The sequence below is a fragment of the Nitrospinota bacterium genome (assembly GCA_029881495.1).
Classification (GTDB): Bacteria; Nitrospinota_A; UBA7883; order JACRGQ01; family JACRGQ01; genus JAOUMJ01.
Window position 1 is genome coordinate 1 of the sequence record JAOUMJ010000015.1, and the last position, 25624, is coordinate 25624.

The following is a 25624-nucleotide window of genomic DNA, read 5'->3' on the forward strand; positions in this document are numbered from 1 at the left end:
CTGATGCTCGCTAACGGCAAAGGTGTGGCGCAGGATTACAAGGCGGCGGCGAGATGGTACCGCATTGAAGCGGGGAACGGCAACCCGGACGCTCAGTTCAATCTCGGACTCATGTATCTCTTCGGCATCGGCGTCGATACCGATCATTCTATCGGCGAGAAGTGGATATACATGGCGGGTCAGACGTATGCCGACCAAGGGAGATGGAAGAGGGTACTTGAATCGATCGACGCGATAAAGATATTCAACGATGAGAACCCGCTCGCTAAAAAGTTATACAAAGAGATGTATAACGGCGAAGCAAAAGCGTATTAGCTTTTCCCGATTTCCCTGACTCATTAATTTCCATTCTGCGTCCTGCGGACGCACCACAGACTGAAGTCTGTGCTACCGAAGAATTGAGATCCGAAAATCTGCTGGAGAGATCTAACCCAACGTGATGATGGTGGCCCCTTCGCCCCCCTGCTTCAGCGAGGGTGAACTGCAAGGGGGCGGAGTCTGATAATTTCCAGCCTCCGTGTAGCAATCTCTGCTCTTCAACCCGGACTTGATATTACACGTTTCCAGGCATCCTTATGCGCGTTCAATCTATTGTGTTAATATGTGTACAACTGAACACTTTTAGGAGGAAAAGCTGAATGGCGCAATCAACTACCCTGACAGTCCGGCTCGACGCGAAGCTGAAAAACAAACTCGATAAACTTGCCAATTCTTCAAAGCGCAGCAAATCATTCCTGGCGGCTGAGGCGATAGCAGGTTTTCTTGAACTGAACGAGTGGCAGATAAAGGAAACAAAGGAAGGGATAAAGGAAGCGGATAGCGGGGATTTTGCCACAAACGCGGAAGTAAAAAAAACGTTTGGCAAGCTGACCGGTAATGCGCGTTAGGTGGACAAGAAAAGCGCTGAAAAACCTTGTTGACGAAGCCGAGTTTATTTCGAGGGATAACCCGCAAGCGGCAAAAAAAACGGCAATCAGGATTCAAAAGGTGATCGAGCATCTGGAGAAGAATCCTTCGCTTGGGAGGCCGGGTCGTGTTGCTGGCACAAGGGAACTCATCGTTCCCGGCACCCCGTACATAATTCCGTATCGCGTGAACAAAAAGAACATCGAGATATTAAGGGTCTTCCACACCTCCAGAAAATTACCGGAAGAATTTTAATCTCTTTTTTATGTATAGTCTTTGTTCTTAAAGCTGGCTGGACATCTCTGTATCCCCGCCTTCGCGGGGATTACGCGCCATTATAGAGGGGGTTTTAATTTTCCTGGTGTAACGAAATTGTTTGGTAACTTTTAAATTTCAAGTAGCACGCTTGTCATAAGTACGGTTTTCTGCCAATTTGCAAAGCGTGGATATTCACTGCTAATACTTATAGTAATTATGCTTAGAGATGATATACAAGGGAAGTAATACTTTGCGTCCTGCGGACGCACCACAGACTGAAGTCTGTGCTACCGAAGAATTGAGATCCGAAAATCTGCTGGAGAGATCTAACCCAACGTGATGATGGTGGCCCCTTCGCCACCCTGCGCGGGGGCGGCGGGTGAGAACGATCTTACATAAGATGAGCTTTTCAAGTACTCCTCTATCTTCCCTTTCAGCGGCCCGCGGCCATGGACGATGCGAACGGTCTCGCTTCCGGCAAGAAGGTGCTTATCGAAAAACTGTTCCATCTGCGTAAGCGACTCTTCGAACGTAAGGCCGAGGAGCAACAGCTCATACGGCAGATATTCTTCCGATTCATCGACGTGGATCTTCGTCTCTCTCTTTTTCTTCTCGGGCGGGAGTGCGCCTTCCTTTAAACCGACGACATCGGAGGCGGCAAGGGTCATCTTTATTCCGCCGGACTGAACTTCGACCTTCCCCCCTTCGGCTTTCTTTACGAGTTGGGCCCTTCGGTCGAGCGGTATTATCCAGACGTTCCCCCCGGCGGGAACATCCTCAAGCGGTATAGATTCCGGCGTTCTGCTCTCCCTTACGATGACGTTCTCCATCTCTTTCAGCTTTGAGGAGGTCTTCCTTTTGTCCTTCAGCTCCGCCTCCTCCGCTTCGTCTATCATCGCTGAGAGTTTCGTTTTCGCTTTCCTTACTTCGTCTTTTAACAGCCTTCGCTTTTCGTCTTCGAACGCCCTGGCGTTCCGGTTAGACTCCTCAAGATTGGCGGCGAGCTCCTTTTCAATCCTTTCCGATTCAGCGCGACTCCGCTCGTACTCTTCTATGGTTCTGTCGAGCTTGTCCGCCTTCTCCTGAAGCGCCTGAAGCGCGGACTGGTAGATATCCTGCGTGGAATCGAGCATCGACTTGGCGCGTTCAATTATCTCTGGCGGGAGTCCGATGCTAGCGGCGACAGCGAGCGGATAGCTGACGCCGGGATGCCCCTTTTCAAGTTTGTATGTAGGTTTCCCCTCCTGGCTGAAACCCATCGCGCCGTTTACCATCTCCGCGCTCTCCTGCGCCGCTATCTTCAGGTCGGGTAGGTGGGTGGATACGAATACCTTGCATCCGATGCCGATGAAGTGTTCGAGCACCGAGAGGGCGAGCGCCGACGCCTGTCGCGGGTCGGTGCCGTTCAGTATCTCGTCGATGATTATCCAGTCCCCCCGCTGAACGCCGAGGGCCGCTTCCTTTATACCGTTCAACTGCGCGGAGAATGTGGATTCCCCCTCTTCGACCGACTGCTCGTCGCCGACCATCGCGAAGAGGTTCTTCGTGAACGGGAAGGTTGTCCCTTCTCCGCATGAAGGGAATATTCCGCACGAGGCGAAGACGACGGAAAGGCCTGCGGATTTGAGTAGCACCGTTTTGCCGCCAGCGTTCGGCCCGGAGATGACGAGCGCCATCTCGTTCTTTGCCATCTCCACGCTGTTGGCGCGGGGATTCTCGCCGCGGAATACCATCATCGGATGGGTTATCTCCCTCAATATTATCGAGCCGTCATCGGAGAAGAGCGGTCTCTTCCCCTTGATCCTTATGGAGAACTGCGCCTTGGCGGAGATCGCGTCGATGCGCCCCATCACGAGATAATTTCTCTCTATCTCGTCATGGTTGTCTTTCAACTGCTGCGCCGCGAGACGAAGGAGACGGTATATTTCCACCTCCCTTTCGCTTAACGCTTCCTGCAGGGAGTTGTTCTCCCTTATTAGTTCCTGCGGTTCCATGAACGCGGTTTTATCCGACGCCGAAATTCCATGTATTATTCCGGGGAAGATGTTTTTGTACTCCGCCTTTATCGGGAGGACTATTCTGTCGTTCCTTATGGTGACGTATGTATCCTGGAGTATGTCGACTATCTCCTGCTTTTTCAGGAAGGAGTCCGCTTTTTCCCTGATATGTTTTTTAAGGGAGTTTATCCGTTCCTCGATTTCAATGAGCGCCGCGCTCGCGGTCGGCTTTACCTTGCCGTCGTCGCCGAAGGTGGCGTCGAAGAAACCGGCTGTCTCTTCCAGCGGGTTCAGCTCCCCGATGATCTTCATGATCACGCCGTTCTTGAGTGCGGGATCCGAATGGAAACCGTTCAGGAGTTTAAGCTGTCGCCAGAATGAGATTATTTTTTGTATATCGTCCGGCTCCGGGAGGAGGCCGCGCGATGTTTTCTTGAGAAGCGAAGCGGGATTTTCCACCGGGGAGGGGAATATGTTTATGCCGGAATTGAATATCTCTCTTAATTCGCCTGTTTCGTCGAGAAGGGTTTCCGCTTCGTTCCTTGTTTTGGCCGGCTTGAGCGAACGGCAGATATCAGCTCCGGTTTCCGTTTTGCAAAACGAAGCGACCCTCTCGCGAACGTCGTCGAACTCAAGAGCGCGCGCGGAACGGGCGAAGATACCTTTTTCCCTGACTGATAATGAGTTCACTTTGATGATTCGGGGTTTTCAGGCTTTTGTGCCGGATCGCCGTTCGTCCCTTTTTTTTTGAGACGCTCGGCGGTTTGTCCGTATGCGATGTAGTTAAAAAAGATCGTCAGCTTCACGGCGAGATATATCCCGGCTATCAGGACCGGAAGCATCCAGGCGCCGTTCACTCAAGCCTACAGTACCGGGGCGACTTCTTCCTTATGGAAGGTTTCAATCTCGTCCCCGACTTTGATGTCGTTGAATTTGTCTATTCCGATGCCGCATTCAAAGCCGTTTTTGACTTCCTTCGCGTCGTCCTTGAACCGCCTGAGAGACGAGATTATCCCTGTGTGGATGACAACTCCGTCCCTGATGATCCGGCATTCCGCGTTTCTTTTCATGACGCCGGAGACAACCATGCAACCGGCTATCGTACCTATCTTCGAGGCCTTGAACACGTCCCTTATTTCCGCCTTGCCAAGAACTACTTCCACAAATTTCGGCTTCATCATGCCTTTTACGGATGCTTCCACATCTCCGGTGATCTCGTAAATTATGGTGTACATCCTGATCTCAACCCCGGTTTTATCGGCAAGGTCCTTTGCCTTTTCGGTTGGGCGGATGTTGAACCCTATGATGATAGCGTCCGACGCGTCGGCGAGCGATACGTCGGACTCGGTTACCGCGCCGACGCCGCTGTGTATGACGTGTATCTTCACTTCGGTGAATTCAAGTTTTCCAAGAAGTTCCTTTACACCTTCCACGGAGCCTTGGGTGTCAGCCTTTACTACCAGCTTAAGTTCCAGCGTTTCCCCTTCGGAAACCATCTCAACGATGTTTTCGAGGCGAACATGCTTTTTATCCAGTCTTTTTTCGCGGAGCGCGTCCTCCCTTGTCTGCGCAATCTGCCTTGCGCGCCTTTCGTTTTCAACGACGGTGATGACTTCGCCCGGATCGCAGATATCGTTCGCGCCGAGAAGTTCAAGCGGTGTTGAAGGGCCGGCGGAGTTTATTTTCTGCCCGCTGTCGTTTATCATCGCGCGTATCTTGCCGTGTGTATTCCCCATGACGAACGGATCGCCTATCTTCATCGTGCCGGAGGTGATAATGATGGAGTGTACCGGGCCGCGTGTTTTATCGAGTTTTGATTCGATGACCACAGCGTGTCCGTTCGCGTCTGGTTCCGCCCTCAATTCAAGCACCTCGGCCTGGAGGAGGATCATTTCAAGAAGAGTATCTACACCCGTACCTGCTTTTGCCGAGACGTTGCAGAAGATGTTCGTTCCGCCCCAGTCTTCAGGAACGAGGCCGTATTTGGTCAGTTCCTGTTTTACCTTTTCCGGCTGAGCGCCAGGTTTGTCTATCTTATTTACAGCGACGATTATGTTTACGCCAGCCGCTTTTGCGTGGTTGATAGCTTCAACGGTTTGCGGCATCACGCCGTCATCCGCCGCGACGACGAGGACGACCATGTCGGTAACCTGCGCGCCTCGTGCGCGGAGGGCAGTGAAAGCTTCATGGCCGGGAGTATCCAGAAAGGTTATCTGTTTGCCAGAAACGTTGATGCTGTACGCGCCTATGTGCTGTGTGATTCCGCCCGCTTCTCCGGATGCAACGGACGTTTTCCTTATGGTGTCGAGAAGCGAGGTCTTTCCATGGTCGACATGCCCCATGACCGTTACGACAGGAGGACGTATCGGGAGGTGAGAGGTGTCTGCCGCCTCCTTTTTTACAACTTCAGTTTCTTCGACAGTTTTTACCTTGATGGTATAGCCAAGTTCCTTTGCGATGTCCTGGGCAAGATCGACGCCAAGCGTCTGGTTCACCGTGACAGCGGTTCCTTTCAGGAAGAGTGTTTTGATGATCTCGTTTACAGATAGGTGCAGCTTGTCCGCGAACTCCTTCACCGTAATAGCCTCGTCGATAACTATCTGCCGGGCCTCTTTCTCCTTTTCCGCCTTTTCTTCCTCTGCAATGAGCCTTTCAAGCTCACGCATTTCTTCAGACTCTTTCTTTCTCGCTTTAAGATCTTCGACAACCTTTTTCTTGGCGTCTTTTATCTTTTTTCGCTCATTTTCAGCCGCCTGCCGTTTTTCTTCTTCATCCTTTTTTCTGGTAGCGTCGGAAACCGGTTTTTCTTCGGCTTTTGGCGGAGCTTTGACTTCGACAGGTTTTACTGCCGCCTCCACCTTTGCGGGCTTTTTGGCCTCGACCGCCTTGGCGGCAGGTTTTTCCTCAGGTTTCTTAATGTCTGTCTCTTCCGCGGCCTTTGCCGGTTTCGAGGACTTGGCCGCCGCTTTTTTGGCAGTTTTCTTTGCAGCGGTTTTCGCAGCCGGTTTTTTCAGATTTTCCGGAAGTTTTTTGCCAAATGTGCCGGCAATTTTCGAAGCTGTTTCGTCGTCTATAGCCGATGCGGCTACCTTATCCTCTATTCCGAGTTTTTTAAGCTCGGCGATAACATCCGCGCTTTTTAATCCCAGTTCTTTAGCTAGTGCACTGACTCTCATTTACCCATCCTTCTTTTGAACGAACCACTATAACATATTTATGCCTCGTGTGAAGGGAGGTTTAAGTTTAATTAGTTGGCGAATGAAATCCGTTAAAACTGAAAAAGGTGCGTTGGGAGGGGAGTTTTATCTGAATTTCATGGCGGCGGAGTTGGCAAGAACGTCACACCGTTCGTTTTCCAAGTGACCGTTGTGTCCCCTTATCCATTTCCAGGTTATCTTGTGGGGCGAGGCAAGTTTATGCATCTCCTCCCATAGCTCGCGGTTCTTGACAGGTTTCCTGCCGGCGGTTTTCCAGCCGTTTTTTATCCACCCGGTTATCCATTCAGTCATCCCTTTCTGTACATATTGGGAATCGGTTGTAACGGTAATGACGGAAGGCTCCTTGATGGTGCGTAACGGCTCAATTACCGCGGTAAGTTCCATAATGTTATTTGTGGTGTGGGGCTTCCCGCCGGAAAATTCCTTTTCACCCTCCGGTGTTCTAAGGATGGCCCCCCATCCACCGGGACCAGGATTTCCAAGGCAGCTTCCATCCGCGAAGATTTCAATATTTGGCATTTCAATTAGTCCCTTTTTTGCGGTTTAACTACGGGATCAGAAGTCGAAATCAACCTGCAGGGAGGTGAGGTTTGCTTTTACAGGCGACACCATTTCGTCGTTGTAGCGAACGTAGGCAATGGTAAGGGTGGCCGCTTCTGAAAAGGACCATGCAAAACCGAAGCTGAGCGCGCCGTAAAGAGAGTTTGTGGCCATGTAATCGATACCGAACCAGAGTTTTTCGTTTATGTCCGGCATTCTCCTGTCGAATCCGATCATCGTCCCCTGGTTATCGATCTTGCCGTTCCTGTCCTTGAGGAGATCCTTGTTGCCTATGAAATATCCCCCGGTGAAACGCCCGATGAAGGAGAAGGTTTTCGCAAAGCCTCCGTAGACGATGTTGTAATCGGTGCGTTGCAGGCGGAGCCCGAAATCGTAGCCGCCGAAGAAGAGCGCCGGCATGAAGTCGTTAATGGAGCCTTCCGGCGAGACGAATTTCACGTTGAAATATGCCGGATCCTTTGAGACCTCCCTCAGGTCGACCCCTATCTCTGTCTGCAGGACAACGGCATCGTAAGTGCCAGCCGTAAGGCCGTATGTGGCGGGCAAAGCGCCGCCGCCGCTTTTGGGAGGGACGAAAAAGGTAGTGTTGTTGTCGATGCCGAGCCGGAAAGTTCCAAAAGGCTGTACGTCGCCAGAAGGTATCCTGATGATGTTCGACGGCGTGGCGAAGACAGCAGGTGGGAGAATAGTGAGAGCAAGAAAAGCAAGTAAACAACTCTTTTTCAAAGAGCCTCCTTTTCGGCACAGGACGAAATAGTCAAGGTTGGTACGTTGATCGTCTTTCGGCCATTACTCATCAATTGAAATAGGTATTCCATATTTTAATATGTTGTATTGTATTTCATGAGTACGGCTGTGTCAAATCTTTTTAGAGTTAAATATATGGCAGGGATTGTGGCGAAAAACCGAGCCGGTAAAACCGGAGAGGGAGGGGGGGGGAATTCAAATTTCAATCAGGGGGGTTGTGGCCCCTCTGATATTCATATCTAGTAGGCTACGGATGAGCCGAGGAAGAGGAGTATTGAGTTCATATTTGCGTCGGCAATCGGTTCGTTCCCTTTTTGAGCCTGACCGGCTCCGAATCCGTAACTGAATCCTGCGGAGAGGGAAGTTCCTTTTGAGAAGTGAGTAAGGCTGGCGGAGAGGCCATAGAGGTCTATATGTTCATCGGATCCTTCCTGCCCAACGGGGTAGGTGTTTGTCATATCGTTGAAGGCGCCTGCCCTGAGGGCCCATGTGTCGGCCAAATAGTATTCCATTCCGATCGAGTAGTTCGAGACAGCGATTTTCGGATTTATAGATAATTCCTTATTCCCCTTGGTTTCGCTGTAATAGTTGTAGTCGAAAGAGATAAGGAGGGCATTGTTTGGGAACCATGCTATCCCGAGGGCGATCTTTGTCGGCAGTTCCCTTTGTTCCGTCGATTTAGTGCGAATTTCCCTGGTCAGGATATCGTTATCGAGTCTGTAGCCAAGCAGGGATAAAACTGTAGTGAGCGTATCCTGGCTCCAGGGTACCGGGAATGCCGGGCCGCCGTACGCAGTTTCAAGATTGGATTTGAGAATTGTCAGCTCTTCCTCTGAAAGCCCTTCTTTGTACACCTGTTGGAACGCGGTCGGCGACCAGTAGACGGTAGTTTTTGAAATTGACATCCCGAAGGAGAACTTTCCTTCCGCCGGTGTCCACATAATGCCGAGCAGAGGCCTCGATCCGTACTCTTCAGTTTCGAGGTAGGTGTTCTGCCAGATATTTTTTTTATTGGTTTTTGTGAGGAAGAGGTTGTTTATGACCTGTTTATTTCGGTGATGCAGGTAGAGGGTGAGGCCGATCGACAAAGTAGGTGTGACCTGCATTGAGTATGAGGGGCCGGCGTTATACGAGCTGTCTTCCTTGTTAAAGTTGATAGCGAAAACGTCGTAGCGCGATGTAGGTCTTTCGAATATCTGGTCCTGGTCCTCCAGAACGGAGTCGGGAACGGCATATGAAAATCCGAGCACTCCCGGCCCCAGCGGCTGTGTTATCCCGAAGAAGTTTGGCAGGAGGATGGAGGATGTTCTGACCCAGCTCTGGTTTCCGATCGCGTTTTCATATGTTGTGAGGGAGGCGTAAAAACCGTTTGTTGAGACGTTGAGATTTTTTCCGGCCCCGTATATTACACCGGCAGGATTGTAGTATAGCCCGGTAGAATCGTCTGATATTGCCGTGTAGGCGCCTCCCATGCCGGCAGGTCTTTCCCCAACTACGATATTTGTATAGTGTTCTTCTCCAGCGAAGGCAGGTATAAAAGCTGAAAAGGTAAAACAGAAAAGGAGAAGCGCTCCGATACCCCCGATATTAACCTTTTTTGAATCTATTAAAGCGTGCGCTCTCCGTTCTAAACTCGCCACCTGATAACCCCTCATTTTGAATTGTCTCTTCCACCCACTTTATCCTATTAGAGAATGCCGGATGTAATTTAATTAGAGATGATACCTTATTGCTCTCGGCTTTTTCCATTCGGCGGAAAAGGTTTGCCAGCGCTTCGGGATTATAGCCAAGTGAAGCGGCGAGCATAATGCCCAGCGTATCGGCCTCCTGTTCATCTTTTTGGGCGTAACCATTCTGGAAGAGGACATTCATGGCATTATCCACGGCCTGCGTAAACGCGACTGTCATGGTTTCACCGCCCCCGCCGATGAGTTTGCCGAGACTTGCTTCGCTGCTACCGCTTTTACCTCTTATATTAAGTTCCTTGACGATATGTTTTTGAGATATGTGAGTGATCTCGTGCGCGATCGTGGCTGCCAGTTCCGCCTCGTTCTCCATAGCTTCAATCGCCCCTTTTGTGATGAATATATATCCTCCTGGAGCGGCAAAGGCGTTTACTGTCGGAGTATCCAGAATTCCGACCTTGAACTGTAATTCCGGCCTGTTTGAATTTTCTGCCAATGACCGGGCTATCAGATTGCAGTAACGGGTAAGGTTGTCGTTTTTATACAGGGAGTAGCGGCCAATAATTCTCGCGGCAACTTCCCGGCCGAAGACGATTTCCGCCTTTATGTCGTCTTCGTTTGTCCAATCTATCTGATTGTGCGCCCTTGCACGCGCCCTTGCGGAGTTTTGCGCGTCGGCGATGGCGGAGTAGGAGATGGAAACAGCCATGAAAATAAGGCTAACTGTAAGGGTGCTTGTTCCGATTATCAGGTTTTTTTTCTTCATCCGATTCAATTCCCGGTTTTGTTGAATTCCTCAACCTCTTCATCGGAGATCTTATCGGTGAAATTTTCAAGCCTGTTAAGAGTGTTGTAATCGGCCTTTTCCTGATCGCTCCGTCTTTTTCTGTCCTTTTCGGAAAGCCCCCTCGCCGCCGCGGCTGATGTAACAGCGGAAGCCCTTCTTCTCGATTTGTCTTCGAGATTTTCCGTTGCCTCGGTGATAATGGAAACTCTTTCCATAGGTTCATTTCTGGATACATTCAGCTGGTTGATCCAGCCGGTCATGTCGCCTGTTTTTACCTGGTACCATCCTTTCCCCTTTTCGATCACCTCAAGCTGGTCCCCTCTTTTAAGGGTGCCTGTAGTTTCGGCCTTGAATGAAGGGGAGTTCATGATTTTTGCGGATTTGCTTTGCACATAAAGAGTATCGGCTGCGGATGCAATATATGAGGATAGAGAGATAATAGATAGTATCAGTAGCCGTTTCATTTCCTGGTCTCCAACATAAAATAATCCTCTCGACAGCTCCACTTATGTCGATTTAAAAATTGTCAACGTCCTCTATTTTCCCTCTTCCATACCTTCGCATCTCCTGATGAAAACTTCCCTTATAGGCGATTCTTTCATGGATCGGTAAATTTCGAGAGCTTTTTTCATCTCTCCATTCGAATAGAGCTCATACGCCGTATCCGAGGTTTTTACCAATTCCCAAGCCCTTTCAAGAGATTTCTCATCATCGAAACCTATTGCTTCATATATGCCTATCATATCACGCTTTCCCCGAACTTGTACCTTGTCCAGAATTCTGCACGGCAGGACATCCTTTATTTCGCGATATGTGAATTCCGAGATGATTATCGGAACAGGGTATTGTTTATTCAGGGATTCCAGCCTTGAGGCGAGGTTTATCGTGTCGCCGATGACGGTATAGCTGAGCTTTTTTTCGGAACCGATGTTCCCGAGTATTGCCGGTCCGGTATTGATTCCTATTCCTTGCATTACCGTGAAATCGACCCCCATTTCCTTGATTTCAGCGTTGACGGCATCCATTCTGGCGGCCATTTCAATGGCGCTTCTCACAGCCATTTCAGCGTGGTTTTTAATCTTTAGCGGCGCTCCCCAAAACGCCATGATAGCGTCGCCGATAAATTTATCGACGGTACCCTGATTTTTCAGAATGACATCGCACATCCTCGATAAATAGGAATTCAGCATTTTAATAACCATTTCGGGCGATGTTTTATCGGAGAAGGCGGTGAATCCGCGGATGTCCGTAAACATTATTGTTAGATTGACCTCTTCTCCCTTGCCAAGCGCGGCGAAATCCTCGATATTCTCCGCCATCTGGTTCAGCACTTCTGGTGAAACATACTGGGAGAACATCTTTTTAACGCGCAATTTTTCCCGTCCTTCCGTTGCGGCAAGAAAGGCAAAGGCAGTGGCGCCTGAAAAAACTATCGACCCCGCAGGCGGCATCAGCTCCATCAGGAAATTTCCGTTAAAAGCGTAGATGTAGGCACCAACCCATCCGCCAAGGCAGGCAAGCGGCAATGCAAGTTTATCCCTGAATTTTCCGAGATAGAGGACTGCAAGAGTACAGATGATCGAGAAAATAATGATAAATACGAAAGTTGTTTTCCGGTCAACGTAGGAGAAAAAATCGTTATCGATGTAATTGCTGGCAAGCGACGCATGAAGGTAGACCCCCGGAGTGAGAGGGGAGATGGCTGTCGGTTTAAGGTCTTCAACTCCGACGGCGCTAGCGCCTATGTAGACGATCTTGTCCCTGAACTCATCCGGATGCACGAGCAGGGATTCAATGTCGCCGCTTTTTATCATCTGTAGCGAGGAAAAAAGTCCGCTTATAGAGAAGGGGTTTATTTTTCCGTAAGGATTGATGATTATTTTTCCTTCCCTGTTTGTCGGGATATTTTTATCTCCTATCCTTATCCGTTTCTTTTCAATTTCTATCTTTTCGCCACTCAATAGAGGCGCGATACCGGCAACGGGAAAATATTTTCCATGATATTCCCTGAAAGGCCTTGTCTGTCTGTATATTCCGTCTTCGTCCGAAGTGAACTCAACAACCCCTATCCCCTTGGAGGCCATTGCCAGTTCGTAGATAGGGGTGTAATAATTATTTGCTTCCCCGTGATGCTCGAAATTTATTGATACTTCAGGGAGGGAGAAGTTATCGGCAAACTCCTTCGGGAGCGGCCTGTTGAGCAGGGTTTTGTTCTTTTCATCTTCCTTGTCAACCAGCAGCTGCATTGCATGGAATACGTTTCCCGAGTCGTATGTCGCAAGGACAAGCGCCCTGTCGTTTGGGCCTATCTCCCCGTCATCAAGCGTCTCCTGATTTTCGGCGAACATGATATCGAAAAATACCGCTCGCGGCTCACCCATCGCAAGGAACTCAAGAAGGTCGGAGTAGACCGCTCTTGGCCACGGCCACCTCCCGACAATGGAATTAAGAGCCTGAAGTGACGCTTCATCTATCAGGATCACAACCACGTCCTGTGTGGTTTCCAGGTTGCCCCTCAACTGCCTGGCAGTTGCGTCAAATGCAATATGTTCCAGACGTATAAAGGAGTCCGATACATATAGGAAGACGGCAAGCAAGGTATTGCCAATGACAAGGAGTATGGAGACCTTTCTTTTTCTTTTATCTTTCATATCAAGGGATTAATTATAGAAACCGGATGGCATGAATGTCCAGCATGAGGCGGTGTGCGGGAAACGGCTGTTTCTATTTTTCGCCTGCCAGAGCTTCGGCGATATTGAGAGTGTGATCCTTGACTCGTCTGTAATCGTTGATCATGTCCGTGTATGCCATAGTAATGAGCGGCTCTATTTTCTGGTGTGAAAGCCTTTCGATATGATGGGTTCGGGTTTTTCTGACTTTATGGTTGATAGCTTCTGACAGAGTGTGCGCCCTGCTGATCACCTGTTTCTGTTTTTGCGCGTAAGCGTTTGTTATCAACTCCATGTAGGCAAGCGTGTCATCATGAAGGCTGGATATGGCTTGAAGTTCTTCCGCCGGAAGTTTCATATTGTTGTCCCTGAGCCTGAGATGGAGCTTCAATATTTTTTCTATGTAATCGCTTATCGACTCGTATTCGTCGGCGATTCTCAGCTGTTGGCGCGCCTCTATGGTGATTTCGTGAGGAAGACCCGATGAGAGGAGTTCGGTAAGGAATACTGACACTTCGTTTTGCAGGCCGTCCAGTATCTCTTCCTTGTGGAATACCTTGGTAGCGGACTTCTCGTTCAATGTTTCACCGCCGATGGCGTCCTTCAGGTTCGTCATCATCCTTGTCGCGATCCTTCCCATTTTCACTATCTCAATATGCGCGTTATCAATGGCGATGAGCGGAGTGTCTATTATCATCGGATCAAGATGTGTTGTGTAGACTTTCCCGGCAACCTCCTTGTCGGGCGCAAGCCACAGGAGGAGCTTTTCGAAATATGCCACAAACGGTATGAAGAGCGCCGTGTTGGTGACATTAAAACCGGTATGAACAATCGCGATTCCCGCGATTATGAACGGGAAGGTTTCATGGTTGTCCACCATCAGCATCGTATTCGGATCCGTACCTAGGAATCCTTTTATAATATCAATATATATTCTGAATACGGCCGTTATCCAGAGCACCCCTATAACGTTAAAGATGATATGCGCGTATGCAGCCCGCTTGGCGTTGGTTGTTGCGCCAAGCGAAGCCAGGAATGCGGTGATCGTAGTACCGATGTTTTCGCCAAGCACCAGCGCGGCGGCCGATTCAAAATGGATCACTCCTGTTGATGCCAGGCTCATGGTTATGGCAAGGGTTGCCGAAGACGACTGTACAATAAATGTGAGAATACACCCGATGAACGCAAGTTTCAGCACCCCGAAATAGCTGTCTGCCTCGAAAAGCGAAAACCACGCCACAAATTCAGGGAGGGATCGCATCGGTTTGAATCCGTCTTTCATCAGTTCGAGGCCGAAAAATATCATCCCGATCCCCATTATTATCATTCCTATAAAACGGAATTTCTCATTTTTGGAAAAAAGATAGAAAAACGAGGCGAATCCAAGCATCGGCAGGCCGTATTTTCCTATTTTGAGAACAAGTATCCAGCCTGTAATGGTCGTTCCAATGTTGGCCCCCATTATGATCCCGAGTGATTGAAACAGCGTCATGACGCCGCTGTTCACAAGGCCTACTGTCATAACCGTAGTTATGGAGCTTGACTGTACAAGACATGTGAACAGAATGCCGACCGCAAGGCCGGAAAGCCTGTTGTTCGTGACAGAGCCGATAAGCTTGCGGAGCCTGCCACCAGCGACGGATTGTACTCCGTCAGACATGTATCTCATTCCGAGGAGGAAAAGGCCAAGCCCGCCGGCTGCCTGAAAAATCATTGTGGTTATCAGCTTATAATCCAATGTCAGATCTCCCGGTTAAGATTTGTTTTCCATGCTGAAGCGTAATTGGCAATAACATATAACATCCTTTTGGCGCGGACAACTTATATATTTTTAAACCGGCGGCAGAATAACTCATGTTGAACCTCGTATTTTGGAAAACGGAGGTTTTGTGCAGGTTTGATGCTAAAAGAGGCGGAATATTCTAGGAAAAGCGAAACGCCTTTTCGAAGGTATTCCGTTCCTTGTAGGGACCGATGACGGAGAGTTTCATCTGGTCGTCCACGAAATATTTCTGCGCCACGGCGTTAACTTGCTCGATGGTAACGGCGTCGATCTCTTCCGCTATCTCTTCCGGCGTTTTTATTCTGTTGTAGAGTATCTCCCTCATGCCGTAGAGGGTTGCCACTCGCCTGGTATCTTCAAGCGCGAGGTCTGTATGCCCTTTGATGTTCTCCTTTGCGCGTGTAAGCTCCTCGGGAGTAACTTTCTCTTCCCTTATTTTCCTTATTTCCTCCATCGCGCATTTGATGGCCTCTTCCACCTTGTCGAGATTTACGCCGGCGCTCACCTGGAAAAGCCCCACATCCTCGTACATGTTGAGGCTGGAGTTGATGTAATACGCCAGGCCTCTCCTCTCCCTTATCTGGTAGAAGAGCCGGCTGCTCATCTGTCCGCCGAGGATGGTATTTAATACCCTGAACGGAGCCACGTCTTCATGTTCCGCCCTGCATCCGTATGTTCCGAAAATGAAGTGCGCCTGTTCCGTCTCCTTGTTCCGCAGGTAGATGCGGTCGGTATCCATTTTTTTAAACGGCTCCGCCTTTGCAGGCTCCCCACCTTTGTCGAATTTGAAATACTTGCGGCATAGAGCCTCATGCTCTTCCGGAGAGATCCCCCCGGCGGCGGTGATCACGCTGTTTGATCCATAGTAGAAGCGCTCATGGTGTTTCACGAAATTATCCCTTGTCATGGAGGTAACTGTCGCTTCCGGCCCGGCGATATCCCACCCGAGTGGCTGGTCGCCGAGAATCAGGGAGTGATAGTCGAGGTTTACCTGGCTCATCGGGTCGTCGTGGTACATTCGTATCTCTTCCACGATCACCCCGCGTTCCCGTTTTATTTCATCTTCGTCGAATTTGGAGTTTAACAGCATATCCGAAAGAACGTCATAGGCTGTCTCCTTTTTGGCAGTCGATATCTTTACGAAATAGCCTACCATCTCCTCGCTTGTGAAGGCGTTGAAGTTCCCGCCAGCCCCGTCAATAGCGCTGGAAACCGCCATCGCGTCCGGGTATCTCTCTGCACCCTTGAAGAACATATGCTCCATGAAGTGGGATATGCCGTTGTCTTCCCTCGTTTCATACCGGCTACCGGAACGGACGAGTATCATCAAGGTAAGCGACCTGGATGTCGGCACTGGTATCGTGAGGCAGCGGAGTTTTCCGTCGAGGATCGTCTTTGTGTGTTCAAACATCTTTTTTGCCATTGCGCACGATTATAACCCTTTAAATGATGAATGTGTGAAATGGTTCATTTGAACTATTTTTGTTTGAGCCTCAAATGTTGTTAAATGGGAATAGGGAAACGTATGTTGAGTATCGATAGATAACGATACATAACGCCTTTGGACAGTAAAGCGGGGTGATTAACATCTGTTTCATATTCAGTTTTTTTCCAGCGACAATCTGGTTTGTCATTGGCTATATAGTCCTTGCCGTCTCTTCGAGGACTGAAGGGAATATTCAAAAATTCGGGCGCATCCTGGCTTTTTGGGTTTTCACCCTTGCTTCGATGATCCCTGTTATCGGAGCGTATTCCACCCTTTCGGGCGACTGCCCCATCCTCGACATCCTCTCCCTCCTCCGTGAGATGTAGGAGATCCTTTCCCTCTCAGGCGAAGCGGGTGAGGTCGGTGAGTTCCAGGTGAGGGGAGATGTCCTCGCCGAGGAAGCGGCCGCCAACCTTTTCGGCGCGCGCAGGGGAGTCGGTTACGAAATACTGCCGTTTCCCCCCCTTGGTATCGCTGAGGAGTTTGAGGCTTCCTAATGTATCGCGCAGTTTCTTTGCAACGGCGCTGGCAGAATTTATCAGCTTGATCTCATCCCCGCAGACCTTCGCTATCGTCTTTTCAAGCAAGGGGTAATGGGTACAACCGAGTATCAGTGTGTCCACCTTGCCGGGGAACTCTTCGAGGTAAACGCGGGCTACGTCTTCGGCAATTTTGTTATCTGTCCACCCCTCTTCGGCGAGAGGAACGAACAACGGGCATGCTTTTCCTACGACCTCCTTTGCCCCATGTTCTCTGAGGAGGGTGTCATACCTTCCCGATTCTATCGTCGCATTCGTTCCGATCACCCCTATCTTTCCGGTGACCGTGGATCTCATCGCCTCTTCTACGCCGGGTTCTATCACGCCGAGTATCGGCAGATCGAAGCTCTCCCTCAGGATCGGGATGCTTGTCGCCGACGCGGAGTTGCAGGCGACCACGACGGCCTTTACTCCATGCGAGATAAGGAAGCGGCAGTTCTCCATCGAGTACCGTATTACCGTCTCCTTCGATTTCGTTCCGTATGGAACCCTGGCTGTATCGCCAAGGTATAGAAGTTCCTCGTTCGGTAAAAGCTCCCCTAGCGCGTGCAGGACCGTAAGCCCCCCTATGCCGGAATCGAATATCCCTATCTTCTTTTTACTGTCGCTCATTCCGGGATCTCCTTGAGCCATGTAGAAACGGTTTCGCGGGAAATAGGCCTCTTGAGGTCTATATGACCCGCTATTGTTTCTATCTCCTTCCCCTCTACCAGTATTTTCACGGAGCGGACCTCGAAGTTGGAAAAAACGGTCCTGCATATTGAGGCGACCGTGAGTGTCTCGGTCCATACTCCGCCGGGGTGTTCCTTTACGATCTCCCCGCTGAAGTCTATGTAGACTATCAAAGTTGCGTCGATAAATATCCGCTTCACCTTCGTGTTTTTCGGAACGGTTCGGGTATATTCATGCTCCCCTGCTATCAGCGATTCGAGCACCGATTTGATCTTCTCCTCGTCGAACTCCTCCCACGGCATCTTGATGGTGACCGGCACGAGCCTCCCCTCATTTTCAAGATAGATGTAATACCCCCTCCGCGAGCTGTCGTGGTGTGGCAAGGGGAGGACATCCTGCGATAAGGCAAAACCTTGCAGAAGTGAAACGCAGATTAATAGCGATAGTGTGCTTCTGGAAAACTTCATCTGTTGATACCGTATTCGAGGAGGGCGCCATAAACCGCCTTCGAGAATTTAATATAGAAATCTTCCCTGCTGATCTCCATTTCGTCGCGCGGATCGTTCAGCCCGACCGCTTCAACCAGCACCGCGGTCATCCCTATCCCTTGGAGCGGGATGAAGTTCCCCCTGCGAATGACGAACTCCTTATACGGATAGATGGCATCAAGATGGATCTTCAGAGTGCGCGCAAACTGTAGGTTCTCTTGAGCATACTGAAGGCCGACCGTTTCCCATGATGTTCCCGGCTTATCCTCGAAAACGAAAATGCCAAGGTCGTGGGAGTCCTTGCCGTATCCGGAAGCCGCGTGGAAGGATATATAGATATCCCCTTTATTGCTGTTTGCAATATGCGCCCTCTCTTCCTGTGTGAAATCGTTCTTTCCCGGCCTGGTGAAAACCACTTTCACTGCATCGCCGTTATTGCTAATGATCTCTTTTTTTAGCGCATTGGCAAGTTTTCTGGTGAAGTTCTTTTCAACGGCAAGGTTGGAGTTTTTTGCCCCGAGGTTTCTCCCTCCGTGGCCGGCGTCGATGACGACGGTCGATATAAGCCTGAGAGGTTCCGATGCAACGGTATTAACGCCGATGATGGCGATCAAGGGAAAGGTTGCGGCGAAAAGGCGTAATTTTTGGCTGTAAAGCATTTCCGCCTATTATAGTCCCGCTGTTTTAAAAAGAAACCGCTTTCAAAGGCGGTACCCCGCGGAAACTGTTCCGGGTGATATTGTTTTGCATGAAAGAGGTTGTTTTTTCTGACGCCTGAAGGTGAAATAGATACAGATGAATCCGGGTTACTTATTTACCTGAATTTTGGTATGTTATGGGCCATGCCGAAAACATTAAGGGGAAGCGAGATCAGGCGATTGTTCCTGGAATACTTCGCTTCAAAGGGACATAAAGAGGTAAGGAGCTCAAACCTTATCCCCGCCGCCGACCCTACCCTTATGTTCACAAACGCGGGGATGGTGCAGTTCAAGGATGTCTTTACCGGCAAGGAGAAACGCGATTTCGTCCGTGCAGTCAGTTGCCAGAAGTGCCTCCGCGTCGCCGGCAAGCATAATGACCTGGAAGAGGTAGGGAGAACCAACCGTCACAACACCTTCTTCGAGATGCTCGGAAACTTTTCATTCGGCGACTACTTCAAGAAAGAGGCGATCGCGTACGCGTGGGAGTTCCTCACCGAAGTGGTTCATATACCGAAGGACAAACTATGGGTATCGGTATTCCATGAAGACGAGGAAGCCGGGAAGCTCTGGGTGCAGGAGACAGGGATAGAGGCAAACAGGGTCATCCGCCTCGGCGAGAAGGATAACTTCTGGTCGATGGGGCCGACGGGGCCGTGCGGCCCATGCTCCGAAATTTTCATTGATAACGGTCCCGCAAAGGGTTGCGGCAAACCGGACTGCGCCCCCGGCTGTGAATGCGAGAGGTACGAAGAGATCTGGAACCTCGTGTTTATGCAGTACGACAGGGACAAGGAGGGGAACCTCACCCCGCTCCCGAACCCGAGCATCGATACGGGAATGGGGCTGGAGCGCATCGCCTCCGTATTGCAGGGGGTTGATTCGAATTTCGATTCCGACCTTATAAGGCCGATGATCGCAAGGGCAGAGAGCGTCCTTGAAAAGCCGTACGGCAACAACAGGGAAGATGATATCTCGCTTAGGGTTATCGGCGACCATATACGCACCGCCGCCTTCCTTATTACGGAAGGGGTTCTCCCGTCAAACGACGACAGGGGTTACGTTCTTCGCAGGATAATGCGGAGGGCGATGCGACACGGCAAGATGCTTGGCGCCACCGAACCGTTCCTGTACAAGGTGGTCGGCTCCGTGATCGACTCCTTCAAGGAATCATACCCGGAACTTGCCGACGCCGAGGAGACAATGGCAAGGATCATCGAAGTGGAAGAGCTCCGTTTCGGACGTACGCTTGAGAACGGGCTTCGCATCATGAACGACCTTGTGGGGAAAGCGGTTGCGAAAGGGGAAAAGAGAGTTGACGCTAGGGAGGTGTTCAAGCTCTACGATACTTTCGGTTTCCCTATCGATCTTGCCAGCGACATCATAAAGGACGCCGGGCTGGTCTTTGACGAAGCCGAGTTCAACAGCGAGCTTGAACGTCAGCGCGAGATGGCAAGAAGCTCCGCAAAAACCGCGCCGCAAGAAGTTGCTGAGGTCTACAAGGCTCTTCAAAATGAGATCACGCTCTTTACCGGCTATGAAATGCTGGAGATGGATTCGGATATCGTGGCTTTAATAAAGGATGGCGCCAGGGTGGAGAGCCTCTCCAAAGGTGAGAAGGGTGAGGTTATCCTGTCAGAGACCCCTTTCTACGCCGAATCGGGCGGCCAGGTGGGGGATACCGGGATAATAAACTCCATGTCGGGGAGAGGGAAAGTAATCGACACGAAGAAGGCGATGCCAAACCTCTACACCCATTTCGTTGAAGTTGTCGACGGGGAACTAAAAGCGGGGCAGGACGCAGGGGTTAAGGTGGACAGGGCGAAACGCGAAGCGACAGTGCGGAACCATACGGCAACGCATATGCTCCACGCCGCGCTGAAAACCGTTATAGGGGAGCATGTCAAGCAGGCTGGCTCGCATGTTTCTCCCGATAGGCTGCGATTCGATTTTTCCCACTACACCGCCGTGACGCATGAGGAGTTGCGCGAGGTGGAGAGGATAGTAAATGAAAAGATCCGGGAGGACCTGCCGGTCACTACCGATGAGAAGGACCTTGAGGATGCGATAAAGGACGGCGCGACCGCGCTCTTCGGCGAGAAGTACGAATCGAAAGTGCGTGTTGTATCTCTCCCCGGATTTTCGAAGGAGCTTTGCGGAGGGACGCACGCGAGATCGAGCGGGCAGATCGCTGTTATCAAGATAGTCGCCGAGACAGGCGTAGCCGCCGGGGTGCGGAGGCTGGAAGCTGTAACCGGCGAAGGGGCGTTCAACTACTTTCTGAAACTGGAAGACGAAGCGAAAGATATCGCGTCAGTTCTCAAATGTTCCGCCGATGAAAGCGCGGAGCGTGTGCAGAGGCTCCTCGACAAGGGGAAGGATCTTGAAAAGGAGATCAAGAAACTTAAAACGGAAAAAGCGCGCGGCGGCGACGGCGGCGGCGGTGGTGAAGAGCGCGACGTGAAAGGGATAAAGGTCGTGAGCCGGAAGCTGGACGGCGCGGACGTCGAAACGCTTCGCGGGATAGTGGACGACGCAAAGGTGAAGATAGGTTCCGGTGTAGTGCTGGCGGGAACGGTTGAGAATGAAAAAGTGATTCTCGTGGCAGGAGTCACGAAGGATCTGACTAAAAAGCTGAAGGCCGGCGATATAGTAAAGGCGGCGGCGGCGATAGTAGGGGGCGGCGGAGGTGGGAGGCCAGACATGGCCCAGGCCGGAGGTCCCGACGCGGCAAAACTGGACGAGGCGGTTGCATCCGTTTTCGCGACGGTGGAAAAACTGATAGGGTAATGAAGAGCCTCATCGTCTTTGCGAAGGCGCCCGTGAAGGGCGCGGTAAAGACGAGGCTGAAAAAGGATACTCCGCTCTCCGATACTGATCTTCTTGTTCTCTATACCGCTTTTCTGAAGGATACCTTTGTCACAGCGGGAAAATCTTCCGCGGACAGGGTGATAGTCGCCTACACTCCGGCAGAATCGGAGGATGTCATGCGAAACCTGGCGGAAGAGTTTATTGGCGGCAAGGATATCGACTACCTTCCGCAGGAGGGGGAGAGCTTCAGCGATCGTATCGGCCACTCGTTCGACCATTCGCATAAAGCGGGGTCGGATTTTTCAATAATGATAGGGAGTGATTCGCCCACCCTTCACTCCACGGCAATAAACAAAGCGTTTGATCTCCTTGAGGAGAGGTGGGGATGCGTTCTCGGCCCGTCCGGCGAGGGGGGCATATACCTGATAGGGATGAAAAGCGGGATGTCGTTTGATTACGAAAGGATATTTTCAGATGGAAGCGAACTTGTGAACTTCTCCCTTGAGGCGCAACGGGCGGGGGGGAACCTTGCCCTCCTCGGAGAAGTTTCTGATATCGATGTCGCCTCCGATCTAGTCACTCTCCTTTCGATTGTCGAGTCGATGAAGGCGGCAGGGGAGGAGAATTTTGATTTTCCATTTCACACGGCGCAGGAGCTCTCCCGCCTCGGTTTAAAGGTGGAGCGGAGCGCGGGGACGAGGGAGAAGATGGTGGTTAAAAATGGGTAGAGCGGTTGTTCTCCTATCCGGAGGTGCCGATTCGGCGACATGCCTCGGCGCGGCGGTCCGCGACGGATACGAGATATACGCGCTGACTATCGATTACGGCCAGAGCCACAAAATTGAAATTGAGATGGCGAAGAAGCAGGCGGAACATTTCAGGGTAAAGGAGCACCTCGTGCTTGATATCGACCTGCGGCGCCTTGCGAAGTCGGCCCTCACCGGAAGCATGGAGGTGCCGAAGGGGAGAGGGGATAACGAGATCGATAGCGGGATACCGTCTACATACGTTCCGGCGAGGAATACGATATTCCTTTCGCTCGCCCTCGGTTGGGCCGAGACGGTGGGGACGGGGGATATCTTCATCGGCGTGAACGCCGTCGATTACTCCGGCTACCCCGATTGCAGGCCAGATTTCATCGAGTCGTTTGAAAATACGGCGCGGCTCGCAACGAAGATGGGGGTGGAGCATGAGCGGGAGCTGGAGATCCATACTCCGCTGATACATCTATCAAAGGGTGAGATATTCAAGCTGGGGAGCGGGCTTGGCGTCGATTTCTCGAAGACGCACAGCTGTTACTCCCCTGTCGGCGCGAAGGCTTGCGGCGAGTGCGATAGCTGCCGCCTTCGCCTGAAAGGTTTCGCCGACGCTGGATTGAAAGACCCGCTGGAGTACAAATAAAGATGGATATGGAAAGCAAAGTGAAGTGCAGGGTGTGCGGAATACCTTCCGAGGAGTTCTATAAGGATACGCGCACATTCTACAAATGCCCCGTCTGCTTCCTTATATTCACCGAGGAGATGGCGGACGAAAAGGGGAGCGAGGAGCATTACAAGAAACAGTGGCGCGAGGTTGATCCCGCGTTCTTCAAACAGCAGTCGGACGTACTGCTGGACGTGGCGAACCGGTTCGTGAAACCGGAGAGGATACTCGATTACGGCTCCGGCTCCGGCGGGATCACCTTGGAGCTGAGGAGCAGGGGGTACGATGTCACGCCGCTTGAACCGATGGAGCATGGATACCTGAAGGATCAGGAGTATCCGCACCAGTTCAATCTGATTATCGGAGTTGAGGTTATCGAACACCTCCCTGATCTTTGGGAAGAGCTAGGCGAGCTTGATAAAATTCTTCAGCCGGGGGGCGTTATTATCTTCAGTACCGGTATGACAGACAAGTTCATAGAGCATCCGCAGGCTGTCGAGGTCTTCAAGGGGTGGTGGTACAAGGACGACCAGACCCACGTAAGTTTTTTCTGCGCCGATTCGATCGCGATGATCGCCCACAGGATGGAGTACGAATCATACTTCCTCGGCGACCAGCTTTTCGTCCTGAAGAAACCTGCGCTTTAGCGGGAGGGGAACCGTTCCAGCTCAGGGATTGATCCAGTTTTATTCGATATACGCGCGAAGGAATGCGCCGCTATTCGTAGCGGAGTGCTTCGGCGGGATCGATTCTGCTTGCGCGCCATGCGGGATAGATCGCTGATATCAGAGTAATGGAGAGCGCGCATGCGGAGACTACGATGAAATCGGTCATGTTCATCTCCACCGCAAGAGTTGTGACGTTATAGACGTCCGCGGGGAGCTGTATGAACTGGTATTTTTTAAGGCCTATGCAGAAGAGGAACCCGGCGATATTGCCGAGCAGTGTTCCAGAAAAGCCGATGATGAAACCTTCCAGGAAGAAGATGCGCATGACAGTGTTTTGCGTCGCCCCCATGGCGCGTAGTATCGCGATGTCGCGCCCTTTTTCCATCACCACCATCATCATGGTGCTTATGATGTTGAATGCCGCCACGAAAACTATCAGCACGAGAATTATGAATATGGCGGTCTTCTCGAGCTTAAGCGCGTAAAAGAAATTCTCGTTCATCTTCATCCAGTCGCGGACGTGAAACGATGATTCCAGCGAATCTTCCAGTTCGGCGGCAACCTTGTCGGCGGTGTATATGTCCCGCACATTCAGGGCCACTCCGCTGATGCGGTTCTCCATCCCGAAGAAATCCTGTGCCGCCTTAAGCGATACCACCGCCATGCCGGAGTCGTAATCGTACATCCCGGAGTGGAATATCCCCACGACGATGAACTGCTTCATTTTCGGAACCATCCCGAGGGCGGTTCTTTTCCCTTTTGTGGTGAGGAGGGCGATCGTGTCGTCCATCACGACTCCCAGGCGCGCGGCTAGCTCGTCGCCGAGGATTATCCCGTATCTGTCAAACTCCCCCTCCTTCATTATTTCCGAAAGGGATTCCACTTCGCCGTAGATCAGGTAGTCCTTGATCTTCGTTACGCTCCCTTCCTTTTGGGGATCGATGCCCCTGAGTATCACCCCGGAGGTAGCAGTGGAAGTCGAAGCCATGACTTCGCCGTAAATGTATTCCGCAACGGCGACCACATCGGGGTGGGAGGCGATTTTATTTATGAACTCCTCCGAGTGGACCATTTTGTCCCCCATTTTCGTGATGACGATGTGTGAATATGTGCCGAGGATCTTGTCCCGCAGTTCATTCTGCATTCCTGTCATTACGGATAGAACGACGATGAGGGCCATCACTCCCAGCCCGACCCCACCTACCGATATCCATGTGATTAGCGAGATGAAGGTCTGCTTCCGTTTCGCCATCAGGTATCGAAGGCTCATGAATAGTTCAAGTTTCATATCGGTTGATAATACAACATGAAGGGGGGTGGTTGGGAGTAAAGCTGTAAAGCGAAATTAAATGAAGTGAAGAAAGTGAGCGGGACCCGTAAGGGCCCCGCCGTGGATAGAATTACTTGTCCCAGGATGGAACAGGGAGGCCGAACACAAAGAGGTGGTCGGCGTGGGTATGTATCTTTTTTGGTATTTCCTTCGCCTTGTCGAAGTTCGCTTTCTTGATGTAGGCGTTGTTCAGTTCGACACTGGTGAGGTTTGCCGACGCAAGTGTGGCCATGCAGAGGTCGGCGGATTCAAGGTTGGTTTTCTCCAGATTCGCGAAGGACATATTGGCGTATGAAAGGTTGGCCCCCATCAACTCAGCCTTGTATGCGCTTGCGTCCGTAAGATCGGCCCCCTGCAAATTAACCGATTCCATTGAAGCCTTGGAGAGGTCCGCGCCTCTTAGAGTTGCGCCTGAAAGGTTCGCTCCTTCGAATTCGGCCCCGTTAAGGTCAACGCGGTCGAGGTTGAAACCGGAGAGATTCGCGCCATTGAACGTGTAACCGCTGAGGTCTACAAGGCCGGCCTTGGTTTTTTGCACGTTGTTCCTGTCACCTTCCAGGATCGATTTTGCGGTCTCGGGATCCTTGTACATCAACAATGCAAGTTTGTCGGAGGAGTATTCAACCCCTTCAACCGGCTTTTCGGCCTTTGCTTCCAGCTTTGCTACGTACTTTTCGTCTATCGCGACGGTTTTTGCTCCTCGCCATTTCGCGCAACCTGCTTCATCCAGCGGGCCGGAGCCTTCTTCAGCCGATGCGACGCCCGAAAACGCAATGAACAGCCCCAAGGCTGTGCCCAATATCCCATATCTCATAAAGTAAGTCCTCCAATCAAATAATATAGTTAATGAACTTGTTAATTATCCTACTCCTATCTCGCCGACCTGAAAAGGATGTTTT

24 protein-coding genes are annotated in these 25624 nt (G+C 51.0%); 8 read left to right on the top strand and 16 right to left on the bottom strand.

Annotated features, from left to right (window positions below; genetic code table 11):
• From OEY64_07875 to OEY64_07885, 3 genes are all read left to right on the top strand, one after another.
• A partial coding sequence (locus OEY64_07875) for a sel1 repeat family protein (GenBank protein MDH5542866.1) occupies positions 1-315 on the top strand: 315 nt, incomplete at its 5' end.
• Between the two features lie 323 nt (positions 316-638).
• A complete protein-coding gene (locus OEY64_07880) occupies positions 639-887 on the top strand; it encodes a CopG family ribbon-helix-helix protein (protein MDH5542867.1) in 249 nt (82 codons plus the stop codon).
• Positions 877-1161 carry a type II toxin-antitoxin system RelE/ParE family toxin gene (locus tag OEY64_07885; protein MDH5542868.1) on the top strand — a complete coding sequence of 95 codons (285 nt, stop codon included), beginning with the start codon at positions 877-879 and terminating at the stop codon, positions 1159-1161. Before OEY64_07880 ends, OEY64_07885 begins: the two co-directional genes overlap by 11 nt.
• A 329-nt stretch (positions 1162-1490) precedes the next feature.
• Here the strand turns inward: OEY64_07885 and OEY64_07890 are convergent, their stop codons facing one another.
• From OEY64_07890 to OEY64_07940, 11 genes are all read right to left on the bottom strand, one after another.
• Positions 1491-3851 (bottom strand): Smr/MutS family protein, encoded by a 2361-nt coding sequence (locus tag OEY64_07890; protein MDH5542869.1) that lies wholly within the window; start codon positions 3849-3851, stop codon positions 1491-1493.
• Positions 3848-4018, bottom strand: a complete 171-nt coding sequence (locus tag OEY64_07895; GenBank protein MDH5542870.1) for a hypothetical protein — start codon at positions 4016-4018, stop codon at positions 3848-3850. The genes OEY64_07890 and OEY64_07895 overlap by 4 nt, the downstream gene beginning before the upstream one ends.
• A gap of 6 nt (positions 4019-4024) precedes the next feature.
• A complete protein-coding gene (gene infB, locus OEY64_07900) occupies positions 4025-6337 on the bottom strand; it encodes a translation initiation factor IF-2 (GenBank protein ID MDH5542871.1) in 2313 nt (770 codons plus the stop codon).
• Between the two features lie 126 nt (positions 6338-6463).
• A complete protein-coding gene (gene rnhA / locus OEY64_07905) occupies positions 6464-6898 on the bottom strand; it encodes a ribonuclease HI (protein MDH5542872.1) in 435 nt (144 codons plus the stop codon).
• Between the two features lie 36 nt (positions 6899-6934).
• Positions 6935-7666 carry a hypothetical protein gene (locus OEY64_07910; GenBank protein ID MDH5542873.1) on the bottom strand — a complete coding sequence of 244 codons (732 nt, stop codon included), beginning with the start codon at positions 7664-7666 and terminating at the stop codon, positions 6935-6937.
• A 260-nt stretch (positions 7667-7926) separates the two neighbouring features.
• The gene (locus tag OEY64_07915; GenBank protein MDH5542874.1) at positions 7927-9327 is read right to left on the bottom strand and encodes a hypothetical protein; all 1401 of its coding nucleotides are present in this window, start codon (positions 9325-9327) and stop codon (positions 7927-7929) included.
• Positions 9275-10138, bottom strand: a complete 864-nt coding sequence (locus OEY64_07920; GenBank protein MDH5542875.1) for a M48 family metalloprotease — start codon at positions 10136-10138, stop codon at positions 9275-9277. Before OEY64_07920 ends, OEY64_07915 begins: the two co-directional genes overlap by 53 nt.
• A 5-nt stretch (positions 10139-10143) precedes the next feature.
• Entirely contained in the window at positions 10144-10623 is a 480-nt protein-coding gene (locus OEY64_07925) for an SH3 domain-containing protein (GenBank protein MDH5542876.1), read from the bottom strand.
• 72 nt (positions 10624-10695) lie between these two features.
• A complete protein-coding gene (locus OEY64_07930) occupies positions 10696-12810 on the bottom strand; it encodes an adenylate/guanylate cyclase domain-containing protein (GenBank protein ID MDH5542877.1) in 2115 nt (704 codons plus the stop codon).
• 73 nt (positions 12811-12883) lie between these two features.
• A complete protein-coding gene (locus OEY64_07935; protein MDH5542878.1) occupies positions 12884-14566 on the bottom strand; it encodes a Na/Pi cotransporter family protein in 1683 nt (560 codons plus the stop codon).
• 184 nt (positions 14567-14750) lie between these two features.
• On the bottom strand, positions 14751-16034 hold the full coding sequence (locus OEY64_07940) for an insulinase family protein (GenBank protein ID MDH5542879.1): 1284 nt from the start codon (positions 16032-16034) through the stop codon (positions 14751-14753).
• Between the two features lie 155 nt (positions 16035-16189).
• Here OEY64_07940 and OEY64_07945 point away from each other — a divergent pair, with 155 nt between their 5' ends.
• Positions 16190-16423, top strand: a complete 234-nt coding sequence (locus OEY64_07945; GenBank protein MDH5542880.1) for a hypothetical protein — start codon at positions 16190-16192, stop codon at positions 16421-16423.
• 15 nt (positions 16424-16438) lie between these two features.
• On the opposite strand, the gene murI is transcribed toward OEY64_07945, so the two are convergent.
• From murI to OEY64_07960, 3 genes are read right to left on the bottom strand one after another with little or no spacing between them, the layout of a single operon-like run.
• Positions 16439-17248 (bottom strand): glutamate racemase, encoded by an 810-nt coding sequence (gene murI / locus OEY64_07950; GenBank protein MDH5542881.1) that lies wholly within the window; start codon positions 17246-17248, stop codon positions 16439-16441.
• On the bottom strand, positions 17245-17775 hold the full coding sequence (locus OEY64_07955; GenBank protein MDH5542882.1) for a GerMN domain-containing protein: 531 nt from the start codon (positions 17773-17775) through the stop codon (positions 17245-17247). Before OEY64_07955 ends, murI begins: the two co-directional genes overlap by 4 nt.
• Complete coding sequence (locus tag OEY64_07960; GenBank protein ID MDH5542883.1) at positions 17772-18455, bottom strand: N-acetylmuramoyl-L-alanine amidase; 684 nt, start codon at positions 18453-18455, stop codon at positions 17772-17774. Before OEY64_07960 ends, OEY64_07955 begins: the two co-directional genes overlap by 4 nt.
• Before the next feature lie 183 nt (positions 18456-18638).
• On the opposite strand from OEY64_07960, the gene alaS reads away from it, so the two are divergent.
• From alaS to OEY64_07980, 4 genes are read left to right on the top strand one after another with little or no spacing between them, the layout of a single operon-like run.
• A complete protein-coding gene (alaS, locus tag OEY64_07965; protein MDH5542884.1) occupies positions 18639-21284 on the top strand; it encodes an alanine--tRNA ligase in 2646 nt (881 codons plus the stop codon).
• On the top strand, positions 21284-22033 hold the full coding sequence (locus OEY64_07970; GenBank protein ID MDH5542885.1) for a DUF2064 domain-containing protein: 750 nt from the start codon (positions 21284-21286) through the stop codon (positions 22031-22033). The genes alaS and OEY64_07970 overlap by 1 nt, the downstream gene beginning before the upstream one ends.
• Positions 22026-22706, top strand: a complete 681-nt coding sequence (queC, locus tag OEY64_07975; protein ID MDH5542886.1) for a 7-cyano-7-deazaguanine synthase QueC — start codon at positions 22026-22028, stop codon at positions 22704-22706. The genes OEY64_07970 and queC overlap by 8 nt, the downstream gene beginning before the upstream one ends.
• A 2-nt stretch (positions 22707-22708) precedes the next feature.
• Positions 22709-23374: a class I SAM-dependent methyltransferase gene (locus OEY64_07980; GenBank protein MDH5542887.1), complete on the top strand. Its 666-nt coding sequence runs from the start codon at positions 22709-22711 to the stop codon at positions 23372-23374.
• 70 nt (positions 23375-23444) lie between these two features.
• Here OEY64_07980 and OEY64_07985 read toward each other — a convergent pair whose 3' ends face one another.
• A complete protein-coding gene (locus OEY64_07985; protein MDH5542888.1) occupies positions 23445-24683 on the bottom strand; it encodes a lipoprotein-releasing ABC transporter permease subunit in 1239 nt (412 codons plus the stop codon).
• Between the two features lie 112 nt (positions 24684-24795).
• Positions 24796-25539, bottom strand: coding sequence for a pentapeptide repeat-containing protein (locus OEY64_07990; protein MDH5542889.1), 744 nt, complete (start codon positions 25537-25539; stop codon positions 24796-24798).
• Between the last annotated feature and the right edge of the window lie 85 nt (positions 25540-25624).

Bases quoted from the DNA above. Each gene is read 5' to 3' on its own strand.
- OEY64_07880 (MDH5542867.1), top strand. From the start codon at position 639: ATGGCGCAATCAACTACCCTGACAGTCCGGCTCGACGCGAAGCTGAAA.
- OEY64_07885 (MDH5542868.1), top strand. From the start codon at position 877: ATGCGCGTTAGGTGGACAAGAAAAGCGCTGAAAAACCTTGTTGACGAA.
- infB (MDH5542871.1), bottom strand. From the start codon at position 6,337: ATGAGAGTCAGTGCACTAGCTAAAGAACTGGGATTAAAAAGCGCGGAT.
- rnhA (MDH5542872.1), bottom strand. From the start codon at position 6,898: ATGCCAAATATTGAAATCTTCGCGGATGGAAGCTGCCTTGGAAATCCT.
- OEY64_07920 (MDH5542875.1), bottom strand. From the start codon at position 10,138: ATGAAGAAAAAAAACCTGATAATCGGAACAAGCACCCTTACAGTTAGC.
- OEY64_07925 (MDH5542876.1), bottom strand. From the start codon at position 10,623: ATGAAACGGCTACTGATACTATCTATTATCTCTCTATCCTCATATATT.
- OEY64_07930 (MDH5542877.1), bottom strand. From the start codon at position 12,810: ATGAAAGATAAAAGAAAAAGAAAGGTCTCCATACTCCTTGTCATTGGC.
- OEY64_07940 (MDH5542879.1), bottom strand. From the start codon at position 16,034: ATGGCAAAAAAGATGTTTGAACACACAAAGACGATCCTCGACGGAAAA.
- murI (MDH5542881.1), bottom strand. From the start codon at position 17,248: ATGAGCGACAGTAAAAAGAAGATAGGGATATTCGATTCCGGCATAGGG.
- OEY64_07955 (MDH5542882.1), bottom strand. From the start codon at position 17,775: ATGAAGTTTTCCAGAAGCACACTATCGCTATTAATCTGCGTTTCACTT.
- OEY64_07960 (MDH5542883.1), bottom strand. From the start codon at position 18,455: ATGCTTTACAGCCAAAAATTACGCCTTTTCGCCGCAACCTTTCCCTTG.
- alaS (MDH5542884.1), top strand. From the start codon at position 18,639: ATGCCGAAAACATTAAGGGGAAGCGAGATCAGGCGATTGTTCCTGGAA.
- OEY64_07970 (MDH5542885.1), top strand. From the start codon at position 21,284: ATGAAGAGCCTCATCGTCTTTGCGAAGGCGCCCGTGAAGGGCGCGGTA.
- queC (MDH5542886.1), top strand. From the start codon at position 22,026: ATGGGTAGAGCGGTTGTTCTCCTATCCGGAGGTGCCGATTCGGCGACA.
- OEY64_07980 (MDH5542887.1), top strand. From the start codon at position 22,709: ATGGATATGGAAAGCAAAGTGAAGTGCAGGGTGTGCGGAATACCTTCC.
- OEY64_07985 (MDH5542888.1), bottom strand. From the start codon at position 24,683: ATGAAACTTGAACTATTCATGAGCCTTCGATACCTGATGGCGAAACGG.
- OEY64_07990 (MDH5542889.1), bottom strand. From the start codon at position 25,539: ATGAGATATGGGATATTGGGCACAGCCTTGGGGCTGTTCATTGCGTTT.